Raw genomic sequence first — 19,790 nt, 5'->3', positions numbered from 1 at the left:
TATTCAACTGAGATTCCTTCCCGAAAATGGAGGTGTCAGGGGATTGCTATATAAAATTCACACACCAAAAACACCTTAAAAAAATTATACAATGAAAAAAAAATCCATCTTTACCGCACTGATTGCCATGATGCTTCAGACCGGTTCTCTGATGAACGCACAACAGCTTAATCCTACAGGAATATGCTACGTGGAAGTGAATAATAACAACCTCCTGAATGCAGGAGCGTACAAACTGCAGACATCGAACAGCTATCTGTTTAATGTGGTAAATATTTTTGCGGCCAATATTAATTATGATACCAGCCGTGGAAGAGCTTATCTGTATTCCAATAATAACGTTACGAAGGTTCTTACCAATGCGGATACCTATATAAAGCCGCTTCAGCAAAAAGGAATTAAAGTAGTATTGACTATTTTAGGGAATCACCAGGGTGCTGGGATCTGTAATTTTCCTACCCGCGAAGCCGCAAAAGACTTTGCATTACAGCTTGCCAATACAGTGAACACTTACGGTCTTGATGGAATTGATTTTGATGATGAATACTCTGAATACGGAAATAACGGAACAGGGCAGCCTAATGACAGCTCTTTTGTAATGCTTGTTCAGGAGTTAAGAGCATTGTTACCAAATAAAATTATTTCATTTTATTATTATGGCCCGGCTGCTTCAAGACTTTCCTGGAACGGAGCCAGAGTAGGAGACAACGTTAACTACAGCTGGAATGCGATGTATGGAACATTCTCCGCGCCTAATGTACCTCCGCTTACCAAAGCACAGATCTCTCCGGCAGCGGTGTGGATGGGAAATACTTCCAATTCTACAACAACCAGTCTGGCAACTCAGACCAAAAATGGCGGATACGGAGTATTTATGTGGTATGATCTGCACGGAAGCAATGAAACGGCACAACTTTCAGCAGGAACTCAGACATTGTATGGACAGCCGACCGTTTTAAGCGGTACTTTACAATCCTGGACACAAGGCACAAATTGTGATGCACCTATCGGATTGTACACAAGCAATCTTACCGGAACAAGCGCAAAACTAAACTGGTCAGCCGTAGGGACCAATACCTATGATGTTGATTATAAACCAGCTTCTTCCACAACATGGACGAATGCCGTATCTGCAACAAGTGCCACTTCTGTAACTATTTCCGGATTAACAGCTAACACCGAATATGACTGGAGAATCAGAACCAACTGCAGCGTGAAAAGCGCTTATATGTTTGCTCCAAGATTTACAAGTACTTCAGGAACAACGCCTACAGGTTCTTATGCTCTGTCTCTGGATGGAACCAGTGAATCAGGAGCCGCCGGAAATATGAATCTAAGCGGTTCTGCATTGTCTTTTGAAGGATGGATAAAACCTTCGTCCTTCAAATCTGCTTTCCCATATATTTCCTCTATCATGGGAACGGAGGTAAGCGACAGCAATTCTGCATTCTTACGATTAGGAGATGCCAGTCTGGCTAATAATAAACTCCAGTTTGTGGTAAGTATTAATAATGTACAGCAAAAACTGGCTTCTGCAACTGCTTTGAATGCCAATACCTGGTATCATGTAGCAGCTACTTATGATGGAGCCAATATGAAATTGTACATCAACGGTGTTTTGGATGCAACTAAAACACAAACCGGAAGTGTGAATTCAACAGGTGCATTCAACGTAGGATATTTATATAACACATCAAGGAATTTCAATGGAAAAATAGATGAGGTAAGAGTTTGGAAGCGCGCATTAAGCCAGACGGAAATCAGCCAGAAGATGTGTAATGTATCTGTTCCGGCAACTTCACTGGCTGCTTATTGGAAGTTTAACGAAGGAAGTGGCTCTACTGTTCAGGATACTTCAGGGAATGGTGTGACTTTAACATTGACAGGTGTTGATGCTTCTAATTGGGGAGCAGATATACCATGTACAACTGGAAGTTCAGTATTAGCAAGAACTGCAGGGCAAAAAGCGATAAATGCAGGAGAGACAAACCTTAAAAATCAAATCAAATTATATCCTAATCCGGTAAGCAAATCTTCACTATTGACAGTGTCTGTTCCGGATGAATACAATAAAGGAAAGTTGACAATTTATGATTTTAATGGAAGAATCGTAGATACAAAATCCCTGAATCCAGGAGATAATCAATATGAATTGAGCAGAATTCCGGCAGGAAATTACATCGTTCAGTTTGAATCTCATGATGGAAGCCTGAAACAATCTGAAAAACTAATTGTAAAATAATAACCCATTTCATTGGGCTTCGGCCCAATGATTTTTCTACTACAAAATTGATATACTATGAGAAAAAAATCCTTTTTTATTCCCCTAATGGCCCTGATGCTTCAGACAGCGCCGTTGCTCAAAGCACAACAGCTTAATCCTTTGGGAGTCTGCTATGTGGAGGTGAATAACAATAATATGCTGAATGCAGGTTCATATACTCTGCAGAATACCAACAGACAGCTTTTTGATGTTGCGATTATTTTTGCAGCGAATATCAACTATGATGTTTCCAAAAACCGAGCTTATATCTCAAACAATAATAATGTTACTAAAGTTCTGAATGATGTTAATACTTACGTAAAACCCTTACAGCAAAAAGGAATAAAAGTATTACTGGATCTATTGGGAAACCACCAGGGAGCCGGGATTTCCAATTTTCCTAACCGTGAAGCGGCTAAAGATTTCGCTTTACAGGTAGCTCATACTGTTTATACCTACGGTTTGGATGGAGTAGACCTTGATGATGAATACGCGGGATATGGAAATAACGGAACAGGACAGCCCAATAACAGTTCTTTTGTAATGCTTTTGCAGGAATTAAAAGCTGCAATGCCGGATAAACTGATCACATTCTATTATTACGGACCTGCTACTACAAGACAAACGTATAACGGAGATTTAGCAGGAAATTATATTAATTATACCTGGAACGCAATGTATAGTACTTACAATGCACCTGTTGTTCCACCTCTTGATAAATCTAAAATTTCTGCTGCTGCAACCTGGATTCAAAACTCAAATCCAAGTTCAACTTCTGCAACTACACTGGCAAGCTTAGCTACCAGTACAAAGAATGATCAATACGGAGTGTTTATGTGGTATGATCTGGGAGGAACGGACGTAGCAAGCTATCTTAGCACAGGCTCCAATATTCTTTATAATGAAAATACACTCTTAAGCGGTCAGTTATATTCATGGTCTCAGGGACAGGCTTGTGATCCGCCATTGGGACTTGATGTTTCCAACGTGACAGGAACTTCAGCCCAGCTGAACTGGACTTCCAATGCTTCCCAGTCTTACAATATTGATTACAAGCCGGCCAATTCAACGGTATGGACAAACGTTGCTAATAATTATTCAGGGAATAATATTGTCATCAACAATCTTACCCTGAATACCAATTACGATTGGAGAATACAGTCCAACTGCTCACCGACGTTAACAAGTACTTATATTTTTGCCCCAAGGTTCAACTCCGGAAGTGGCTGCACTACGCCATCAGGATTGACTTCCGGAAGTTTCCTTGGTAATACCGCTCAGTTGTCTTGGGATGCAGGAAACGCAACTTCATATACACTGCAATATAAAACTGCCACTGCTACAACCTGGTCTGAAATTCCAAATATTACAACTAATTCCTATTCATTACAAAACCTGACACCTAATACAAACTATGTATGGAAAGTACAGGCTTCATGTGCGGGAGGAACTACAAGTACCTATTCAGGGGAAGGAGCATTCAACAGTGGTTTTGCTCCGGTTACAAGTCCGGGGGCAAGGTCTCTTTCTTTTAACGGAAGCACACACTATCTTAATGCAGGACAATTTAACCTGAGTGGAAATGCTGTGACATTTGAAGGCTGGGTAAAAGTAAATGCTTTCAAAACAGGCTTCCCATATATTTCATCAGTAATGGGTATAGAAGTAGGAGATAATAACTCGGCCATGCTTCGTTTCGGAGATGGAAACCTAGCGAATAATAAGCTGCAGTTTATATTGAGTTTTGGTTCGTCACAGGTGAAACTGAATACGAATACAGCATTCAACACTAATACATGGTATCATATAGCAGCCACTTATGATGGTGCGGCAATGAAAATTTATGTAAATGGGAACCTCGATGCCACTTTTGCGGTAACGGGTAACTTTACGGCAAACGGAATCCTTTATCTGGGACGAAACTATGATAATTCCCGTACAATCAACGGTTTTCTGGATGAATTCAGAGTTTGGAAAAAAGCACTTACACCACAGGAAATCCTGAGTAACAGCTGTAATGTTCCTGCCAACTCTACAGGTCTTGAAGCCAACTGGAAAATGGATGAAGGAAGTGGAATGGGAGCTTTGGATGCTACAGCCAACACTCATTTTGCAACCCTGATCAATATGACAGATGCCAACTGGAGAACAGATGTTGCCTGTGCTTCTAATCTTGCAGTGAAAGATGTTGAATCTGTGAAAGACAACAGCGCAGTCTATCCGAACCCTGTGAAACGAGGAAATGATATTCACTTTGCTATTGGCGACAATTCGGCAGCTGAAGTAGCATTGTATGATATTTCAGGAAAATTATTCAAAAAACAGAACATTAATCAAAATAATAATGCAGTGAATACACAGGATTTAATCAGTGGTACTTATATTTACAAGATTACATCTGCAAACAGTAAAGTGATATCGACTGGTAAAGTAATCGTAAAATAAGTTTAAGATAATGAAATAGTTATCGGAATTGATAATATAAAGTCTGAAATACAAAGCAGACAGACAGGAGGTGTTTTCCTGTTTGTCTGTTTTTTCAGTCAAAGGATGTTTGAATTTAAAATAAAAAATAATGCAGAATATAGTAGGAATTGATATCGGAGGGTCACATATCACGCTGGCTCAGGTGGATCCGGAAAAGCGTGAAATCATTTCATCCACCTATGTGAGAGAACATGTAGATGCTTTTGATAAAAAAGAGATTATTTTCTCTGCATGGGTTTCAGCTATCCATAAAGTAGCTCATAATCTGGTAAAAGAAGATCTTCTGATCGGTATCGCAATGCCCGGACCTTTCGATTATGAAAATGGGATATCGCTGATGCAGCAGGGAAAATTTATTGATATCTATCAGGTGAATATTAAAGAAGAGCTGGCAAAAAGACTCGGTATTTCTCAGGAGCAGATTCATTTTGTAAATGATGCTGCAGCATTTATGGAAGGAGAAGTATACGGAGGTTGTGCCCAGGGTTTCAACAGAATTTTTGGAGTGACGCTCGGTACAGGTTTGGGAACTACCTTCTTCAATGGAGAATTGGCTACTGATGAAGACTTATGGGATTCTCCATTCAGAGGTTCCATCAGTGAAGACTATCTGGCAACACGCTGGTTTGTGAATCGTTATAAAGAAATAACCGGAGAAGAAATCTCAGGGACTAAAGATTTGTTGGATAAACCCAAAGCAATACAGACCAGAATATTTGATGAATATGCAGACTCTTTCTCAGAATTTATCGTTAAATATGTAGATCACTACAAACCGGAAGTTTTAGTTATAGGAGGAAATATAGCCAAAGCTTATCCTTATTTTGAGCAAAGATTTATCCAGAATTTAACAAAGAATAATATTAACTTGCAGGTTAAAATTTCTGCTATATTTGAAGATGCGGCCATTCTTGGAGCTGCCAGCTATGCATTAAAAAAGCGTATATAAATTAAAAAACGAAAAGATACAATGAAGTTTATATTTTCTACTTGCTTACTGTTATTACAGGCCTGGGCTTTAGGTCAGAATGTATCTCCCGTAGATTATGTGAATCCTTTGATGGGAACACAATCCAAACCTTCATTATCCAATGGAAATACCTATCCGGCCGTCGGACTTCCATGGGGAATGAATATCTGGACACCGCAGACTGGTAAAATGGGTGACGGATGGGCATATACCTACGATGCAGATAAAATAAAAGGGTTTAAACAAACTCACCAGCCCTCTCCATGGATGAACGATTATGGCGCATTTGCCATCATGCCTGGAGTAGGAAAAGTGAAATTTAAAGAAGACGAAAGAGCAAGCTGGTTCAGCCATAAAGCTGAGGTTACCACACCTTATTTCTATAGCGTTTATCTTGCGGACATCAATGTTACCACAGAATTTACCCCTACGGAAAGAGCCTCTTATTTTAAATTTGATTTTCCAAAGACAGACAGCGCTTATGTAGTGGTTGATGCGTTAAACAAAGGATCTTACATCAAGATTTTACCGAAGGAAAGAAAAATTCTGGGCTATACGACAAAATATTCTACCGGGAAATATGAAAACTTTAAAAACTATTTTGTCATTCAGTTTGATAAAGATTTTGAACTGACAAAAACCTGGAAAGACGATAAACTGGTGAATGATCAATTGGAAATTACCAGTGATCATACCGGAGCTGTAGTAGGTTTTAAACTTAAAAACAAAGAAACGGTTTATGCAAAAGTAGCCTCTTCATTCATCAGCTTTGAACAGGCAGAATTGAATCTTAAAAGAGAAATCGGAAATAAAAACTTTGAACAGGTAAAAAACGATGCTAAAAATATCTGGAATAAAACACTTGGAAAAATAGACGTAAAAGGAGGAACAGATCAGCAGATGAGAACATTTTATTCTTCTTTATACAGAACTTTATTCTTCCCGCAAAAATTATATGAAGTGGATGCGCAGAACAAAATAAAACACTGGAGTCCTTACAACGGGAAAATTGTAGATGGAAGAATGTTTGCCGGGACAGGTTTCTGGGATACTTTCCGTGCTTTGTACCCGTTCCTGAATCTTGTGTATCCTTCGATCAATGTTGAAATGCAGGAAGGATTGGTGAACGCTTACAAAGAAGGAGGTTTCTTACCGGAATGGAGCAGCCCCGGATATTCTGATATTATGATCGGAAACAATTCCGCGTCCGTAGTAGCAGATGCCTATATCAAGGGACTTCGTGGATACGATGTGGAAACCCTTTGGCAGGCCGTAAAACATGGAGCCAATAACGAAGGCCCTATTGAAGCGGTAGGCCGTGCAGGAGTAAAATATTATAATGAATTGGGTTATGTTCCTTACGATGTGAAAATCAATGAAAATGCGGCAAGAACGTTAGAATATGCCTATGATGACTTTTCCATTTATCAACTGGGGAAAACATTGGGAAAACCAGCTTCAGAAATTGATATTTACAAAAAAAGAGCGTATAATTACAAAAATCTGTTTGATAAAGAAACAGGTCTGATGCGTGGTAAAAATAAAGACGGTAATTTCCAGAAACCATTCAATCCTTTCAAATGGGGAGATGCTTTCACAGAAGGAAACAGCTGGCATTACACATGGTCTGTTTTCCAGGATATCGACGGTTTGGCAGAACTGATGGGTGGGAAAAAGAAATTTGAAGCCAAATTAGATGAAGTATTTTCATTGCCTCCGGTTTTTGATGACAGTTATTATGGAGGCGTGATCCACGAAATCAGAGAAATGCAGATCATGAATATGGGACAGTATGCCCACGGAAACCAGCCTATTCAGCACATGATTTATCTGTACAACTATGCAGGAGCACCTTACAAAACCCAATATTGGGCAAGACAGGTAATGAATAAACTGTATCATGCAACTCCTGATGGATATTGCGGTGACGAAGATAATGGACAGACTTCCGCATGGTATATTTTCTCAGCCCTTGGGTTTTATCCGGTAACACCAGCAACGGATCAGTATGTGTTGGGAGCACCTTTATTTAAAGAAGCTACCATCTATTTGGAAAATGGTAAGAAAATTGAAATAAAAGCTCCGGAAAACAACGCAGATAATTTATATGTAAAATCTTTGAACGTAAACCAACAGCCTTACTCCAAAAACTGGCTGAGCCATAAAGAATTGATGAAAGGAGCCATTTTAGACTTTAAGATGGATAACAAGCCCAATAAAGAAAGAGGTTCACAGGAAAAAGATTTTCCCTATTCAATGTCAAAAGAAGAATCAAATAAATAATTGTTAATTTAGAAATACAAGCTGTATGAGTACAGGAAAAAAAGAAATATTCGATAGAGTAGGAAGCATGCTGCAGACACAAGGTTTTAACATCGCAGCAAAAGATGATACAAGACCATGGGGTGGTTTTTTTGTAATTGATGAAACACAGGCACAGGATTTTGCCAACCAATATTTCGATGGAATTGATGTAGATAACCTGAGAATAGGAGGAAAACTAAGCCCAAAAATTCTTATCGTTGCTCCGGAAGCAAGATTAAGCTGGCAGTATCACCACAGAAGAGCCGAAATCTGGCAGGTAGTGGAAGGAATGGTAGGAATTAAAAGAAGCAATACTGATGAAGAAGGAGAATTGAAAGAATACGGGCCGAAAGATCAGGTGAAACTTCAGCAGGGTGAAAGACACAGATTGATAGGTTTGTCAGGCTGGGGAATTGTAGCTGAAATCTGGCAGCATACCGATGCCTCCAATCCTTCAGACGAAGACGATATCGTAAGAGTACAGGATGACTTTGGGAGATAAATACAAAATCCGCTTCATTGAAGCGGATTTTGTATTGAGTCAGGAAGCTTGAGTCAGGAAGATGGGAGTTGCTGCGGGTTTTCAAAACTTTTTATTATTCTTCGGTATCAATGCTGAATTTATTAGCTGACAGCAAAAAAATAAACCTAATAGGTCTCAAAGACCTATTAGGTTTTGTTTATTCAGAGAACATCTGTAATTTATTCCCAAATAAGAATTCTACCGGCTAATAGCACTTCCTGCTTCATTCTTCCAGCTTCCCGCTTTTAAAACGTCACATCCAGTCCCACATAGAAGTTCGCCTTCATAATTGGAGCGTACACCATTCCGCCGTCAAAATAATTTCCGAAAGGATTTTTAAAATCTACAATCGCATTTTTCTGATAATAAGAAGTCAGGTTTTCTCCTCCAACATAAGCTCTGATCTTTTTATTGAAATTTCTTGAGATCTGAGCATTCAGAACTGCATAAGATTCCGAATAAGCTGGCAGCTGAAACTCTGCCGGATTAGTTGATGTATCAGGAAGTCTTTGCTTTCCAACCCAGTTTAAAGTCGTATCAAAGCTCCAGAATCCACCATTATCATTTTTATTGGTTGAATAGGCCAGGTTCACAAAACCCCTGTGTTTCGCCATAAAAGGAACTTCTCTTCTTCCTCCGATATAATCAGCCTGTACATCATAATACTTATAAGCTAGCCTTACATCAAAATTTTTGAAAGGCGTAAAATCCCACTGCGTCTGGAATGAATTAGCAAAGGATTTTCCTTCCAGATTATAGAATGTCAGCTGTTGAGGAGACTTGTCCAAATCTACCAACACCTGATCCTGGAAATCTGTTCTGAAAAAGTCTGCAATAATGCTGGATTTTCTTCCGAATAGCTTAAATTCCTGTTGTAAGCTTGCCCCATAATTCCATGCAATTTCGGGTCTTAATCCGTAAATATTTCCTCCGTTGGGTACAATATTAATGGCTCTGTTCGATGCAAAATACTGCTGGCTTTCCGCAAAAACATTCGCCGTTCTGAATCCTCTCCCTGCAGAAAGTCTTAGAATAGTCTGAGGCGTGAAATCATACTTAAAATTAAGTCTCGGTGTAAACTGAGTGCCTGCAAGGTTGTGAAAATCCACCCTTGAACCAGCCACTAAAGTATATTTTAAACCTGTTAAAGTATATTCGGCAAAAATTCCCGGTACAATTTCATTTCTTCTCATATCATCCAGCAAATACGTTTCTTTATAACCGTCATATAAGAAACTTGCACCCGCTTTATACTTGTGGTTGGTATTTCCGATGATGCTTTCAAAAATTAAATTGGAATAGTATGTGTGCTGCTGCCCTGCATAATTTCTTAATCCGAAGAAGCTGTCCTGTTGGTGATATACATACTGGTTCATCCATCCGATACTCTGGTAAGGTTTTCCTTTAAAAACATACCCTGTTTTATTCCAGACTTGGAATCTTGAAATATCGATTCCTACACCATAGGGAGACTGTTTATCCTGAGACAATTTTTTATCAAAACCAATCTGTCCTGCAGTTCTTTCATCTCTGATAAAATTAATCCCGAAATGAGACCCGAATCCTGACTTTTCAAGGTCATTATAATTCAATAAATAGGCTGCATTGATCTGTATTCCTTTCGGTCTGTCCAGAAAACCGTCATCATTCATATCTGTATTTCCAAACGTTCCGTTTCCATGGAGAAGGAAAGTCTGTGACCATTTATCGTTGATAGGAGAAACATTGGTAATATTGATCTCTGCTCTTGCATTGAAGTCAGAAAAAAGGTTTAGCGATGTTTCAGGAGTCTTTGCATTCTTTAAAAGCTCAGTATTGATTTGCCCCGTGATACTTTCATAACCGTTCGTTACGGTACTTCCACCTTTTGTCAGCTGAATACTCTCAATCCATCTTCCCGGGATAAAGTTTAATCCGTAAGCAGAAGCCAATCCTCTGATTTCAGGGAGTTGTTCCTTCGTTAAGCTGGTATATTTCTGATCCAGACCCAGCATTTTCAGCTGTTTTGTCCCGGTAACCGCATTGCTGAAAGATACATCTACCGTTGCATTGGTTTCGAAACTTTCGGAAAGATTACAGCAAGCTGCCTTTAACAGCTCTTTTTTATCGATATTAAAGACGAGTCCGGCCTCTTTCTTGCTTAAAGCTGTTGCCGTCTTAGAGCCTGTTACAACAACACCATCAATACTCCTTTCGTGCTGAGCATGATCCTCCTGGGCATTCGAGGTATCATTGCTTTTATGATTCTCATGCTTTGTTTCTTCTTCGTAGTGTACTTTTGGATTGGGTTCACCAAAAGTAAAATCCCTGTCATACAGGCAGCATCCCGGAAGTCCGTTGTATACGTCATCTGATGCTTTATATTTTTCATTATCATGACCTGCATCAGCAATTGCTTTTAAAATCTTATCTGATGAGGTTGTTGAAGGATCAAAATGTAAAGCAACCGTTTGTTTCTCTGCATTCCATTCCGCAGTATTCGCACCCGCATCTTTTGCTGCCTTTTCAATTCTTGCTTTACAAGAAGCGCAGTTTCCTCTTACGTAGAATTCATTTTCTTTTTTAGTGGAAATATTAGTTTCTGCATGGTTCTCATGATGTGTTTCTGCCTGTGAAGGCTGTAAGTCCCGGTCGTAATGACAACATCCCGGAAGGCTTTCATAGATTGTATCAGAAGCTTTGAATTTCTCATTATCATGCCCTGCATCAGCTACCTTTTTTAAGATATCATCGGCAGATGTTTTGTCTGTTTCAAAGGTTAAGGTTTGAAGATTGATAGAGTAAACTGCCGTTTTAGCACCTGCTTTTTTGGCCGCACTTTCAATTCGGGTTTTGCACATTTCGCAGTTCCCTTTTACCTTGAACTGATTTTTTGAAAGGGTCTGAGCAGATATCAATTGGGTAAACAGGAATAATGCACCAAGTATCAACCTGGAAATAGATAATTTCATTTTGTTTAAAAGTTTAAATTAATTAAAAAAACAGTTCACTATAGGACATAATGAACCCTTAAGATTTTAATTAACCTATCTTGGGCGGCTGCCAGATTTCCTTTAAACGGTCTGAAAGATAAGGATCTGCATACTGAAACTGAGGATTCTTATTTGATTTGTAATAAGAAAGTTCCAGACGTAAATTTTTTGAGAAAGGGGTTTCAATAAACGTGTAACAGGCAACACATGACGAGCAGCAGTCATCATTACATGATTTTGTTTTATCATGGTTGCTGTCTTTTTTTGAAGAATGATTTTTACAGCAGTCCATTTTTTGAGAAGATTCTGCTTTACAGCATGTTTTCTGCATAGATTGCGCATAAAAGTTATCCTTGGGAATCAAAAAAACTCCCAGACAAAAAACTATTGCAAGTAGGTGAAACAGCTTCATCTCTGCAAAAATACAAAATTTATGGTAATGGATCACCAACTTTCAGAGAACAGCTATGCCAGGGTTCTCCATGTGCCGGATTCAGTTTGGGTTTTTCACCCATTGCCAGATTCTGTGCAGCAGGAGCGGGAGCCGGACTTGGAGTAGCCTGAACTGTATTTTGTGCTGGCTGTGGTGTTGGAGCGGGCTTACTGTTTAATGGCTGTCCTACGGGAATGTCGCATCTGTGTCCAGGCTGTCCGTGTGGAGGGTTCATTCCCGGCGCTGTTTTCGCCTGTTTTCCATTGTTGTCAATGGTAATTTTTCCTGGTGCTACGGCATTAGGATCTAACTGAACAATATTGTTTCCGTTTGCATTTATATTTTGAGAAGCAGGAGTAGCTGTAACAGGAGCACCATTCAGAGGTTGTCCTACCGGAATATCACATCGGTGTCCGGGCTGTCCGTGTGGAGGATTCATTCCCGGAGCGGTAGCCATAGGAGCAGGATTAGGGCTGGATTGGATACCTGCCTGATCCATCAGAGCGGTTTTTGAGGTGGTATTTAGGGCTACGTTGGGTTGTCCTGCGTTAGCTTCATCTTTTAAGTAAGTAGCTCTTTCATCCTTTTTACTACAGGATGCGGCTAATAGTGATACGGCGATCAAACCTATAAATGTATTCTTCATATCCATGGGTATGAAACAAAATTAGCAAAACATTTTCAATTGTTTTGCTAATTTTATACTTATAATTTGATTTTTGGATTAATTTTTTACCAAAAGTCTGAATCCTTCTCCGTGAACGTTGATGATTTCTAATCCTTCGTCGTCTTTTAACAACTTACGAAGCTTGGCAATATAAACGTCCATACTTCTTGCTGTAAAGTAATTTTCTTTTTTCCAGATTTTTCTTAAGGCAAGATCTCTCGGCATAAAATCATTTCTGTGGATGCAAAGAAGTTTTAATAATTCATTTTCTTTAGGAGAAAGCTTGTATTCTTTATCACCTACTTTCAGCTGTCTCAGCATAGAGTCAAAGAAAATATTGCTGATCTTGAACTGTTCCTGTTCTTCATTTTCCAAGGTAGAACTTCTCTGAAGAATTGCTTTGATCTTGTATAAAAGAAGTTCAGTATCAAAAGGCTTTGTGATATAATCATCAGCTCCCAGCTGATATCCTTTCAAGATATCTTCTCTCATATTTCTTGCAGTAAGGAATATGATGGGTGTATTTTTATCAATCTTTTTTACATCTTCCGCTAATGAAAATCCGTCTTTTTTAGGCATCATTACGTCAAATATGCAGATATCGAATTCATTTTCTGTAAATTCTTTTAGTCCCTGCTCTCCGTCAGTGGCAAGAGTTACTTCAAAATTATTGATGGTCAAATAATCTTTAAGCACCGCCCCGAAACTCTGATCGTCCTCTACTAATAATATTCTGTTGCTCATAATTTTAATAATTAATAATTAACAATTAAGAATGAACTTCCTCACTCTATCTTCTATATTTTGATATTTGGTTTAAACTTATAATTGATAAACGATCATTGATAATTGATGTGAAGATATTTTTTATCATTTATCACTTATCATCTATCATTTATTTTCTAGCTCATTGGCAGCTTTATCGTGAACGTACTTCCTTTTCCTTTATGAGAGTCTACGATAATCTGTCCTTTGTGCAGTTCTACAATTTTCTTCACGTAAGAAAGGCCTAATCCCTGTCCTTTTACGTTGTGAATATTTCCGGTTTCTTCTCTGAAGAATTTTTCGAAAATTTTGGTTTTATTCTGGGTATCCATTCCCATTCCTTTATCGGAAATTTCAATCACGTACCAGTGTCCCTCATTTCTTGTTTCCACATGTATTTCCGGTGCTTCAGGAGAATATTTGTTGGCATTATCCAGTAAGTTGACCAGCATATTGGAGATATGGAATTCGTCTATTTTAAAATTGTACTGCATAGCATTGAACTTCTGCGTAAGCGTTCCGTTTCTTTGCTGTACAATCAGATTGAAAGATTCTGTTGTTTTTTTAATCAGCTCTCTTACGTTGGCTTCCTTTAAAAACAGCTCTACTTCATTTCGCTCAAGCTTGGACATATTAAGCACATTTTCCACCTGCTTTTTCATCCTTAAGTTTTCCTGTTTGATCAGTTCGGAATAGTATTTTACCTTATCCGGATTGGTGGCAATTTTGTCATTAGCCAATGAATCTGTTGCGACAGAAATGGTTGCCAATGGAGTTTTAAACTCATGGGACATATTGTTGATGAAGTCTGTTTTTACTTCAGCAAGCTTTTTCTGTCTCATCATATAATTGATGGAAATAATATAAATCCCAAGAATGGTAAGGAGAGAAAGGAATGTTCCCAAAAGCATCGGCCAGTTATTCATCGCCAGGGAATATTCTTTTTTAGGAAATACCAATGCAAGGCTGTATAACGTATTTTTCTTATCTGCAAAAAGAGGAAAACTGTAGGTATTGCTGTCTTTCTTTTCTTTATAAGCCTTATTGGCAATGCTGGTAAGCTTATTATTACGATCCAGAACTCCATATCCGAACTTGGCAGTGATCCCTCGTATTTTAAGTTCTTTGGCAATAACGGAGTCCAGTGTTTTAGGATCTACTCTTTTAGTAATAGGAAGGTTGTTTCCATATACTTTCACAAACTCTTTCATAGAGTAATCTCCCGTTTCGATCTCCTGATTGATATCTGTGGTAAGAAGTTCGCGGTTTGTGGTGTCTCTTTTTATTTTGTAGGCAGCTTCGTCCGTATATAGAGTAGTCAGCTTAATAGAATCTCCTTTCTGAGAAATTGGGAGCTGCGTTTTTTCAATAATATTTTTGGAATAAATAATCTGTCTTTGAGTACCGGAGTCTTGCACTTGTTGGATTGTAGTTAAAGACGGCTGTTTACTGTTTGCCAGAATATTTTTTCTGAAATCTTTATAATCCTGATTCAGGTATTTATCAGCTTCAATCTCTTCAATACTTTTTGAAGTACTTTCCAAAACCGCATATACTTTATTTGAAAAATCCTGTTCCAGTACGCCGTAATAGCCTTTCAACCAATAAAATTGGAGCGTCACGAAGACAATCAGTGAGATTGTCATAAACACTGAAATTATTGGGATGAATTTGTTATTCATTATTTAATTATATAGGTTTTGAAAAAATGAATGTTAAAATTAATTATTTTAAGACTACATAAACAAAAAACGAGCCAAATAATTGTTTTTTTTTTCTTAAAAGAGTGTTTTTTAACAATTATTTATGAATTATCCTTTACTTGTTATATGAAAAGTCCTTTTCAATAATAAAATGCTAACTTTATTAAAAATAAAAATTATGGAATCTGCTATTATTTTCAACAAAGATTTTGATGCATCAAATGTTTATGTTATGAAGATCTTTAAGGCTGATGTTTCAACCATTTGGAACCATTTTACACAAGCCAGATTATTGGATGAGTGGTGGGGGCCTAAACCGTGGAAATGTGAAACGGTAAGTCAGGATTTCAAAGAAGGAGGGATCTGGATGTATACAATGGTAGGCCCAAACGGTGAAAAAGGACCTATGTATGCTCAAACTCAATATGGGGAAATAACGGAGCACAGAAGTCTCGACTGGATGAGTGCCTTCTGTGATGAGAAAGGGAATGTCAATGAAGATTTCCCAAGGTCAAAATGGCTGCTTGGCTTTACCGGAGTGGAGGAAGGAACTAAAGTAACCATTAATATCCATTATCATTCTCCTGAAATTATGAAAAAACTTATGGATATGGGATTTGAAGAAGGTTTTAAAATGGGGCTTAATCAATTGGAAGAATTGATTGGATAAGTTTGAACCAGTAAAAAATAATCATTTATGAAAAAGAGGATTTTCCATGGAAAATCCTCTTTTTTATTTATCAACAGGGGTTAACTTCCTGCTTCATTCTTCAAGCTTCCTGCCTTTACAAAAGCTCCTCTTCCTGAAAATACTGGATAATTGCCTTTTTCATCAGCAAAGTCTGCTCATTAGGTTTTAATTCCGGAAGTTCTTCCAGAGTTTCAAAATGTGGCCATCCGTCTTCATAGTGTGTAAATTTATAATATCCAAAAGGTTCAAGTAATCTGCAGACAGCAATGTGGATCAGGTTTACTTTATCTTCTTTTGTATATTTTTGCTGGCCGCTTCCCAGCTCCTGAAGCCCTATCAGAAATAAAAGGGTCTCAATAGGCGGGTTTTTCTCCGTCTGAAAATTATCTTCGAAGAACTGTTCTATTTTTTTCCAATATTCGGATTCGTTCATAATCTATTTAAATGATAAATGATAGTTGATCAATGATAAAGTTAGTTCTTTAGCATTTTTCTATAAGAAGAAGTTACTTTCAGTATTTCTTCAGTCTTTGTTTTTATATCTGCTATAATTTCTTTTTGAACATATTCCAATTCCTCTAACATTTCAAGCCAAAACAAAGTTTCATCAGTTTCTTCAATCACGATAGATATTTTAGAAAACCGCTCAGCTTTTGATCTTGCTCTGCACATAGCTCTATAATTAGCAGCCATGGAAGTAGAAGACCGGAATATTTGTTTTCTGATCACAGAAAAGGCTTCATTATGTGGACGTTTAGAAAATTCTTTAATGATCATGATGGCTAACTGCTTTGTTTTAAAAGCAAAAATTGTGTTATAATCTGGGCTATCCGTCATTTATCATTTATGAATTATCATTTATCTTTAACAGAAATGCGAATTCCAACGCATCTTCCTTCAGGGATTCAAATCTTCCGCTTGCTCCTCCATGTCCTGAACTCATGTCAGTCTTAAAGACTAAAATATTATCGTCTGTTTTTAATTCTCTAAGTTTTGCCGTCCATTTGGCAGGTTCCCAATACTGTACCTGTGAATCGTGGAATCCTGTTGTGATCAGCATATGGGGATAATCTTTAGCTTCTACATTATCATATGGAGAATAATCTTTCATATAATGATAGTATTCTTCATCATTTGGATTTCCCCATTCGTCATATTCTCCGGTAGTTAATGGGATTGTATCGTCCAACATTGTTGTAACAACATCTACAAAAGGTACCTGTGCTACAATTCCGTTGAATAGCTGAGGCTCATAATTGACCACGGCGCCTACCAGCAGACCACCGGCACTTCCTCCCATTGCATACATATGCTTCGATGAAGTATAATTTTCTTTGATTAAATATTTCCCTGCATCAATGAAATCAAAGAATGTATTTTTCTTAAACAGCATTTTTCCGTCTTCATACCATTCTCTTCCCAGATATTCTCCACCACGGATATGAGCAATAGCATAAATAAAACCTCTGTCCAGAATGGATAATCTTACATTTGAAAAGCTGGCGTCCACCGTATGTCCGTAGCTTCCATATCCATACAGAAGAAGCGGAGTGTTAGCAGATTTTTTGGTATCTTTATGATACACTAATGAAATAGGAACTTTGGTCTTTCCATCTCTTGAATCTGCCCAGATTCTTTCTGAAACGTAATTTTCAGGAGCAAATTTTCCACCCAAAACTTCCTGTTGTTTCAGAAGCTTTGTTGTCTTATCCTTCATGTTATATTCATAGGTGGAGCTTGGTTGTGTAAGAGAGGTGTAACCGTAACGTAAAATCTCTGTATCAAATTCCAGATTGATTCCAATATATGCCGTATAAGTAGGATCGGAGAAAGGGAGATAATAAGATTCCTGTGTCTTCTCATCAATGATTTTGATCTGAAGCAAGCCTCTTTCTCTTTCCTCAAGAACCAGATAGTCTTTAAAGATCTCAAAACCTTCCAGTAAAACTTCTGCGCGGTGCGGAATGACATCAATCCAGTTTTCCATGCTGCAGTTATCAATCTTTGTCTTTACAATCTTGAAATTAATGGCATCGTCAGCATTGGTAATGATATAGAATTCATCCTCATAATGCTCTACAGAATATTCAAGATCATCTATTCTTGGCTGGATCACTGTCCATTCTGCAAATACATTGTCAGAAGGAATAAAACGGTGTTCATCAGAAATAGTACTTGAGCTTGCAATAAAAATATACTCTAACGATTTTGTTTTAAATACATTGACATCAAAAGTCTCATCCTCTTCGTGGAAGATCAGAACATCTTCTGCTGAATCTGTTCCCAGCTGATGTCTATAAACCTGAAATGCACGAAGGCTTTTATCTTTCCTGATGTAAAGAATATGCTGGTTATCATTTGCCCAAACAGCTTTTCCTGTCGTATTAGGAATAGTATCCGGCAAAATTTCTCCAGTCTTTAAATTTTTAAAATTAAGAGTATAAATTCTTCTTCCTACATCATCTGAAGAAAAAGAAGCCAGTTCGTTGTTGGGGCTTACCGCTACACTTCCTACTTCAAAAAACTCTTTCCCTTCCGCATGAATATTAACATCGAGTACAATTTCTTCTTCGTTCTCAAGGCTTTTATACTTTCTGCAGAAGATAGGATATTCTTTGCCTTTTTCATAACGCACAATATACCAGTATTCATTAAAGAAATAAGGGAGAGACTCATCATCCTTTTTATAGCGGGCTTTCATCTCTTCGAAAAGCTCTTCTTGAAGAGCTTCTGTATCTTTCATGATGAATTCTTCGTAGGCATTTTCTTCTTCAATATATTGGATGACTTCAGGGTTTTCCCTTTCGTTCAGCCAAAAATAATTATCAATTCTTCTGTCGCCGTGTGTTTCTAATATTTTTTCTATTTTTTTTGCCTGTGGAGCTTTCATCCTGGTATTTTATTTTTTACGTCTTATATATATCTTTTTAGAAATTTTTCCAGAGACGTTTTATTCAATGTTAATTCTTGTTCAAATATAAGAAAGGCTATCAAATTTATGATAGCCTTTCTAGTAATATTAAATGGAAGGGGTTATTTTTTTATGATTTTAGTAGTTTTTAATGTTCCGTTATTCATTTTCAGGGTAATGAAATATATTCCTTTTACTAAGTCACTCAGATCAATAGGATTCGATAGTTTTCCAATGTTTTTGACTTCTTTTCCCGAAGTATCTGTGACAGAAATGCCTTTTACTTCTGAGATATCAGCAATACTAAGCTCTTTGCTGAAAGGATTTGGATATATCTGAATTCTTTTTTTGTTGTCATAAACTTCATTCGTTGATAAATTGGAGCTATCATATGCTGAGATCTTAAACTGACCACTGTCTGTATCTGAAGAATACTTCCAAACACTTATATACAGCGTAGTGCCTGGGACCTGTCCGCTTAAAGAAATTAATGAGAAATAATCTTCATTATCAATGTCTTTATCATCATTGCAGTCAATTTCAGTCAAGGTGCTGCAGTTTCCGCTGTAAACGGTAAGTACAGAATCATCAAATAAAGAACCAGAAGCTGCTGCTGTTTCAATCGTAACATTTCCACTTGGAGGAACGGTAACTTTAAACCAGATATTTTCTGCGGCTTCTGGGCTGCAAGATGGGAGAACTCCGTCCGTGTTTGCTGCTGTGTTGGCTACGGTAATTGCCCCGGAAGTAAAATTGTTTCCTACAGTCAGTGATATTGCTCCTGAGCAATTATCGTTCTGCGCATTGGCAAATGTAGCGGTCAGGAAGACTAAACCAAATAATAGTTTTTTCATACATACGTTTTTTTTGTTATTAATAATAATTGAATTGTTTTTCTGAATCTAATGTACTTAATTACTATTAACTTTGTGATAAATTAAATGTATTTAACTGTTTGGTTGTTAATGGTTAATGGCTTTTTTTTAATTGAGTTTTGTATATAAGTAAATAGTCACAAATAGTTGTAGAGGCGAAAAAAATATTGAGACGAAAAGGGGTTTTAAATGTAAAATATCTCCAAAAAATGATAAAAAAGAGCTA

The 19,790-nt window shown here is 37.6% G+C and carries 15 protein-coding genes; 6 read left to right on the top strand and 9 right to left on the bottom strand.

Annotated features, from left to right (window positions below; genetic code table 11):
* The first annotated feature begins 91 nt into the window (after window positions 1–91).
* From C8D70_RS04705 to C8D70_RS04685, 5 genes are all read left to right on the top strand, one after another.
* Entirely contained in the window at window positions 92–2,242 is a 2,151-nt protein-coding gene (locus tag C8D70_RS04705) for an endo-beta-N-acetylglucosaminidase H (RefSeq protein WP_110366533.1), read from the top strand.
* 57 nt (window positions 2,243–2,299) lie between these two features.
* Window positions 2,300–4,708 carry an endo-beta-N-acetylglucosaminidase H gene (locus tag C8D70_RS04700; protein ID WP_110366532.1) on the top strand — a complete coding sequence of 803 codons (2,409 nt, stop codon included), beginning with the start codon at window positions 2,300–2,302 and terminating at the stop codon, window positions 4,706–4,708.
* A 130-nt stretch (window positions 4,709–4,838) separates the two neighbouring features.
* Window positions 4,839–5,699 (top strand): ROK family protein, encoded by an 861-nt coding sequence (locus tag C8D70_RS04695; protein ID WP_110366531.1) that lies wholly within the window; start codon window positions 4,839–4,841, stop codon window positions 5,697–5,699.
* A 21-nt stretch (window positions 5,700–5,720) separates the two neighbouring features.
* Window positions 5,721–8,003, top strand: coding sequence for a GH92 family glycosyl hydrolase (locus C8D70_RS04690; protein ID WP_110366530.1), 2,283 nt, complete (start codon window positions 5,721–5,723; stop codon window positions 8,001–8,003).
* Window positions 8,004–8,028: 25 nt separating this feature from the next.
* Window positions 8,029–8,526 (top strand): phosphoheptose isomerase, encoded by a 498-nt coding sequence (locus C8D70_RS04685; protein WP_110366529.1) that lies wholly within the window; start codon window positions 8,029–8,031, stop codon window positions 8,524–8,526.
* A 266-nt stretch (window positions 8,527–8,792) separates the two neighbouring features.
* On the opposite strand, the gene C8D70_RS04680 is transcribed toward C8D70_RS04685, so the two are convergent.
* The 5 genes from C8D70_RS04680 to C8D70_RS04660 all read right to left on the bottom strand — a co-directional run bounded on the left by C8D70_RS04680 (window position 8,793) and on the right by C8D70_RS04660 (window position 15,066).
* Window positions 8,793–11,498, bottom strand: a complete 2,706-nt coding sequence (locus C8D70_RS04680) for a TonB-dependent receptor domain-containing protein (protein WP_110366528.1) — start codon at window positions 11,496–11,498, stop codon at window positions 8,793–8,795.
* A 70-nt stretch (window positions 11,499–11,568) separates the two neighbouring features.
* The gene (locus tag C8D70_RS04675) at window positions 11,569–11,850 is read right to left on the bottom strand and encodes a hypothetical protein (protein WP_228407980.1); all 282 of its coding nucleotides are present in this window, start codon (window positions 11,848–11,850) and stop codon (window positions 11,569–11,571) included.
* A gap of 100 nt (window positions 11,851–11,950) precedes the next feature.
* Window positions 11,951–12,598 (bottom strand): hypothetical protein, encoded by a 648-nt coding sequence (locus C8D70_RS04670; RefSeq protein ID WP_228407979.1) that lies wholly within the window; start codon window positions 12,596–12,598, stop codon window positions 11,951–11,953.
* Window positions 12,599–12,676: 78 nt separating this feature from the next.
* Entirely contained in the window at window positions 12,677–13,363 is a 687-nt protein-coding gene (locus C8D70_RS04665) for a response regulator transcription factor (protein ID WP_002982671.1), read from the bottom strand.
* Between the two features lie 158 nt (window positions 13,364–13,521).
* Window positions 13,522–15,066: a sensor histidine kinase gene (locus C8D70_RS04660; protein ID WP_110366526.1), complete on the bottom strand. Its 1,545-nt coding sequence runs from the start codon at window positions 15,064–15,066 to the stop codon at window positions 13,522–13,524.
* Window positions 15,067–15,265: 199 nt separating this feature from the next.
* On the opposite strand from C8D70_RS04660, the gene C8D70_RS04655 reads away from it, so the two are divergent.
* Window positions 15,266–15,757, top strand: a complete 492-nt coding sequence (locus C8D70_RS04655) for an SRPBCC domain-containing protein (RefSeq protein ID WP_110366607.1) — start codon at window positions 15,266–15,268, stop codon at window positions 15,755–15,757.
* A gap of 115 nt (window positions 15,758–15,872) precedes the next feature.
* Here the strand turns inward: C8D70_RS04655 and C8D70_RS04650 are convergent, their stop codons facing one another.
* The 4 genes from C8D70_RS04650 to C8D70_RS04635 all read right to left on the bottom strand — a co-directional run bounded on the left by C8D70_RS04650 (window position 15,873) and on the right by C8D70_RS04635 (window position 19,543).
* Window positions 15,873–16,211, bottom strand: coding sequence for a hypothetical protein (locus C8D70_RS04650; RefSeq protein WP_110366525.1), 339 nt, complete (start codon window positions 16,209–16,211; stop codon window positions 15,873–15,875).
* Between the two features lie 41 nt (window positions 16,212–16,252).
* Window positions 16,253–16,615 (bottom strand): four helix bundle protein, encoded by a 363-nt coding sequence (locus C8D70_RS04645; RefSeq protein WP_110366524.1) that lies wholly within the window; start codon window positions 16,613–16,615, stop codon window positions 16,253–16,255.
* Window positions 16,616–16,622: 7 nt separating this feature from the next.
* Window positions 16,623–18,668 (bottom strand): S9 family peptidase, encoded by a 2,046-nt coding sequence (locus tag C8D70_RS04640; protein WP_110366523.1) that lies wholly within the window; start codon window positions 18,666–18,668, stop codon window positions 16,623–16,625.
* 143 nt (window positions 18,669–18,811) lie between these two features.
* Window positions 18,812–19,543 (bottom strand): T9SS type A sorting domain-containing protein, encoded by a 732-nt coding sequence (locus tag C8D70_RS04635; protein WP_110366522.1) that lies wholly within the window; start codon window positions 19,541–19,543, stop codon window positions 18,812–18,814.
* Window positions 19,544–19,790 lie beyond the last annotated feature (247 nt).

This window comes from Chryseobacterium sp. CBTAP 102, from assembly GCF_003201365.1.
In the GTDB taxonomy this organism is placed as follows: Bacteria; Bacteroidota; Bacteroidia; order Flavobacteriales; family Weeksellaceae; genus Chryseobacterium; species Chryseobacterium candidae.
The sequence above is the reverse complement of the archived record's forward strand: the minus strand, read 5'-3'. Positions and strand labels throughout refer to the sequence as shown.

Coding starts and splice junctions, on each gene's coding strand:
- C8D70_RS04705 (WP_110366533.1), top strand. CDS start 92: ATGAAAAAAAAATCCATCTTTACCGCACTGATTGCCATGATGCTTCAG.
- C8D70_RS04665 (WP_002982671.1), bottom strand. CDS start 13,363: ATGAGCAACAGAATATTATTAGTAGAGGACGATCAGAGTTTCGGGGCG.
- C8D70_RS04695 (WP_110366531.1), top strand. CDS start 4,839: ATGCAGAATATAGTAGGAATTGATATCGGAGGGTCACATATCACGCTG.
- C8D70_RS04685 (WP_110366529.1), top strand. CDS start 8,029: ATGAGTACAGGAAAAAAAGAAATATTCGATAGAGTAGGAAGCATGCTG.
- C8D70_RS04650 (WP_110366525.1), bottom strand. CDS start 16,211: ATGAACGAATCCGAATATTGGAAAAAAATAGAACAGTTCTTCGAAGAT.
- C8D70_RS04640 (WP_110366523.1), bottom strand. CDS start 18,668: ATGAAAGCTCCACAGGCAAAAAAAATAGAAAAAATATTAGAAACACAC.
- C8D70_RS04655 (WP_110366607.1), top strand. CDS start 15,266: ATGGAATCTGCTATTATTTTCAACAAAGATTTTGATGCATCAAATGTT.
- C8D70_RS04700 (WP_110366532.1), top strand. CDS start 2,300: ATGAGAAAAAAATCCTTTTTTATTCCCCTAATGGCCCTGATGCTTCAG.
- C8D70_RS04680 (WP_110366528.1), bottom strand. CDS start 11,498: ATGAAATTATCTATTTCCAGGTTGATACTTGGTGCATTATTCCTGTTT.
- C8D70_RS04675 (WP_228407980.1), bottom strand. CDS start 11,850: ATGCAGAAAACATGCTGTAAAGCAGAATCTTCTCAAAAAATGGACTGC.
- C8D70_RS04690 (WP_110366530.1), top strand. CDS start 5,721: ATGAAGTTTATATTTTCTACTTGCTTACTGTTATTACAGGCCTGGGCT.
- C8D70_RS04645 (WP_110366524.1), bottom strand. CDS start 16,615: ATGACGGATAGCCCAGATTATAACACAATTTTTGCTTTTAAAACAAAG.
- C8D70_RS04635 (WP_110366522.1), bottom strand. CDS start 19,543: ATGAAAAAACTATTATTTGGTTTAGTCTTCCTGACCGCTACATTTGCC.
- C8D70_RS04660 (WP_110366526.1), bottom strand. CDS start 15,066: ATGAATAACAAATTCATCCCAATAATTTCAGTGTTTATGACAATCTCA.
- C8D70_RS04670 (WP_228407979.1), bottom strand. CDS start 12,598: ATGAAGAATACATTTATAGGTTTGATCGCCGTATCACTATTAGCCGCA.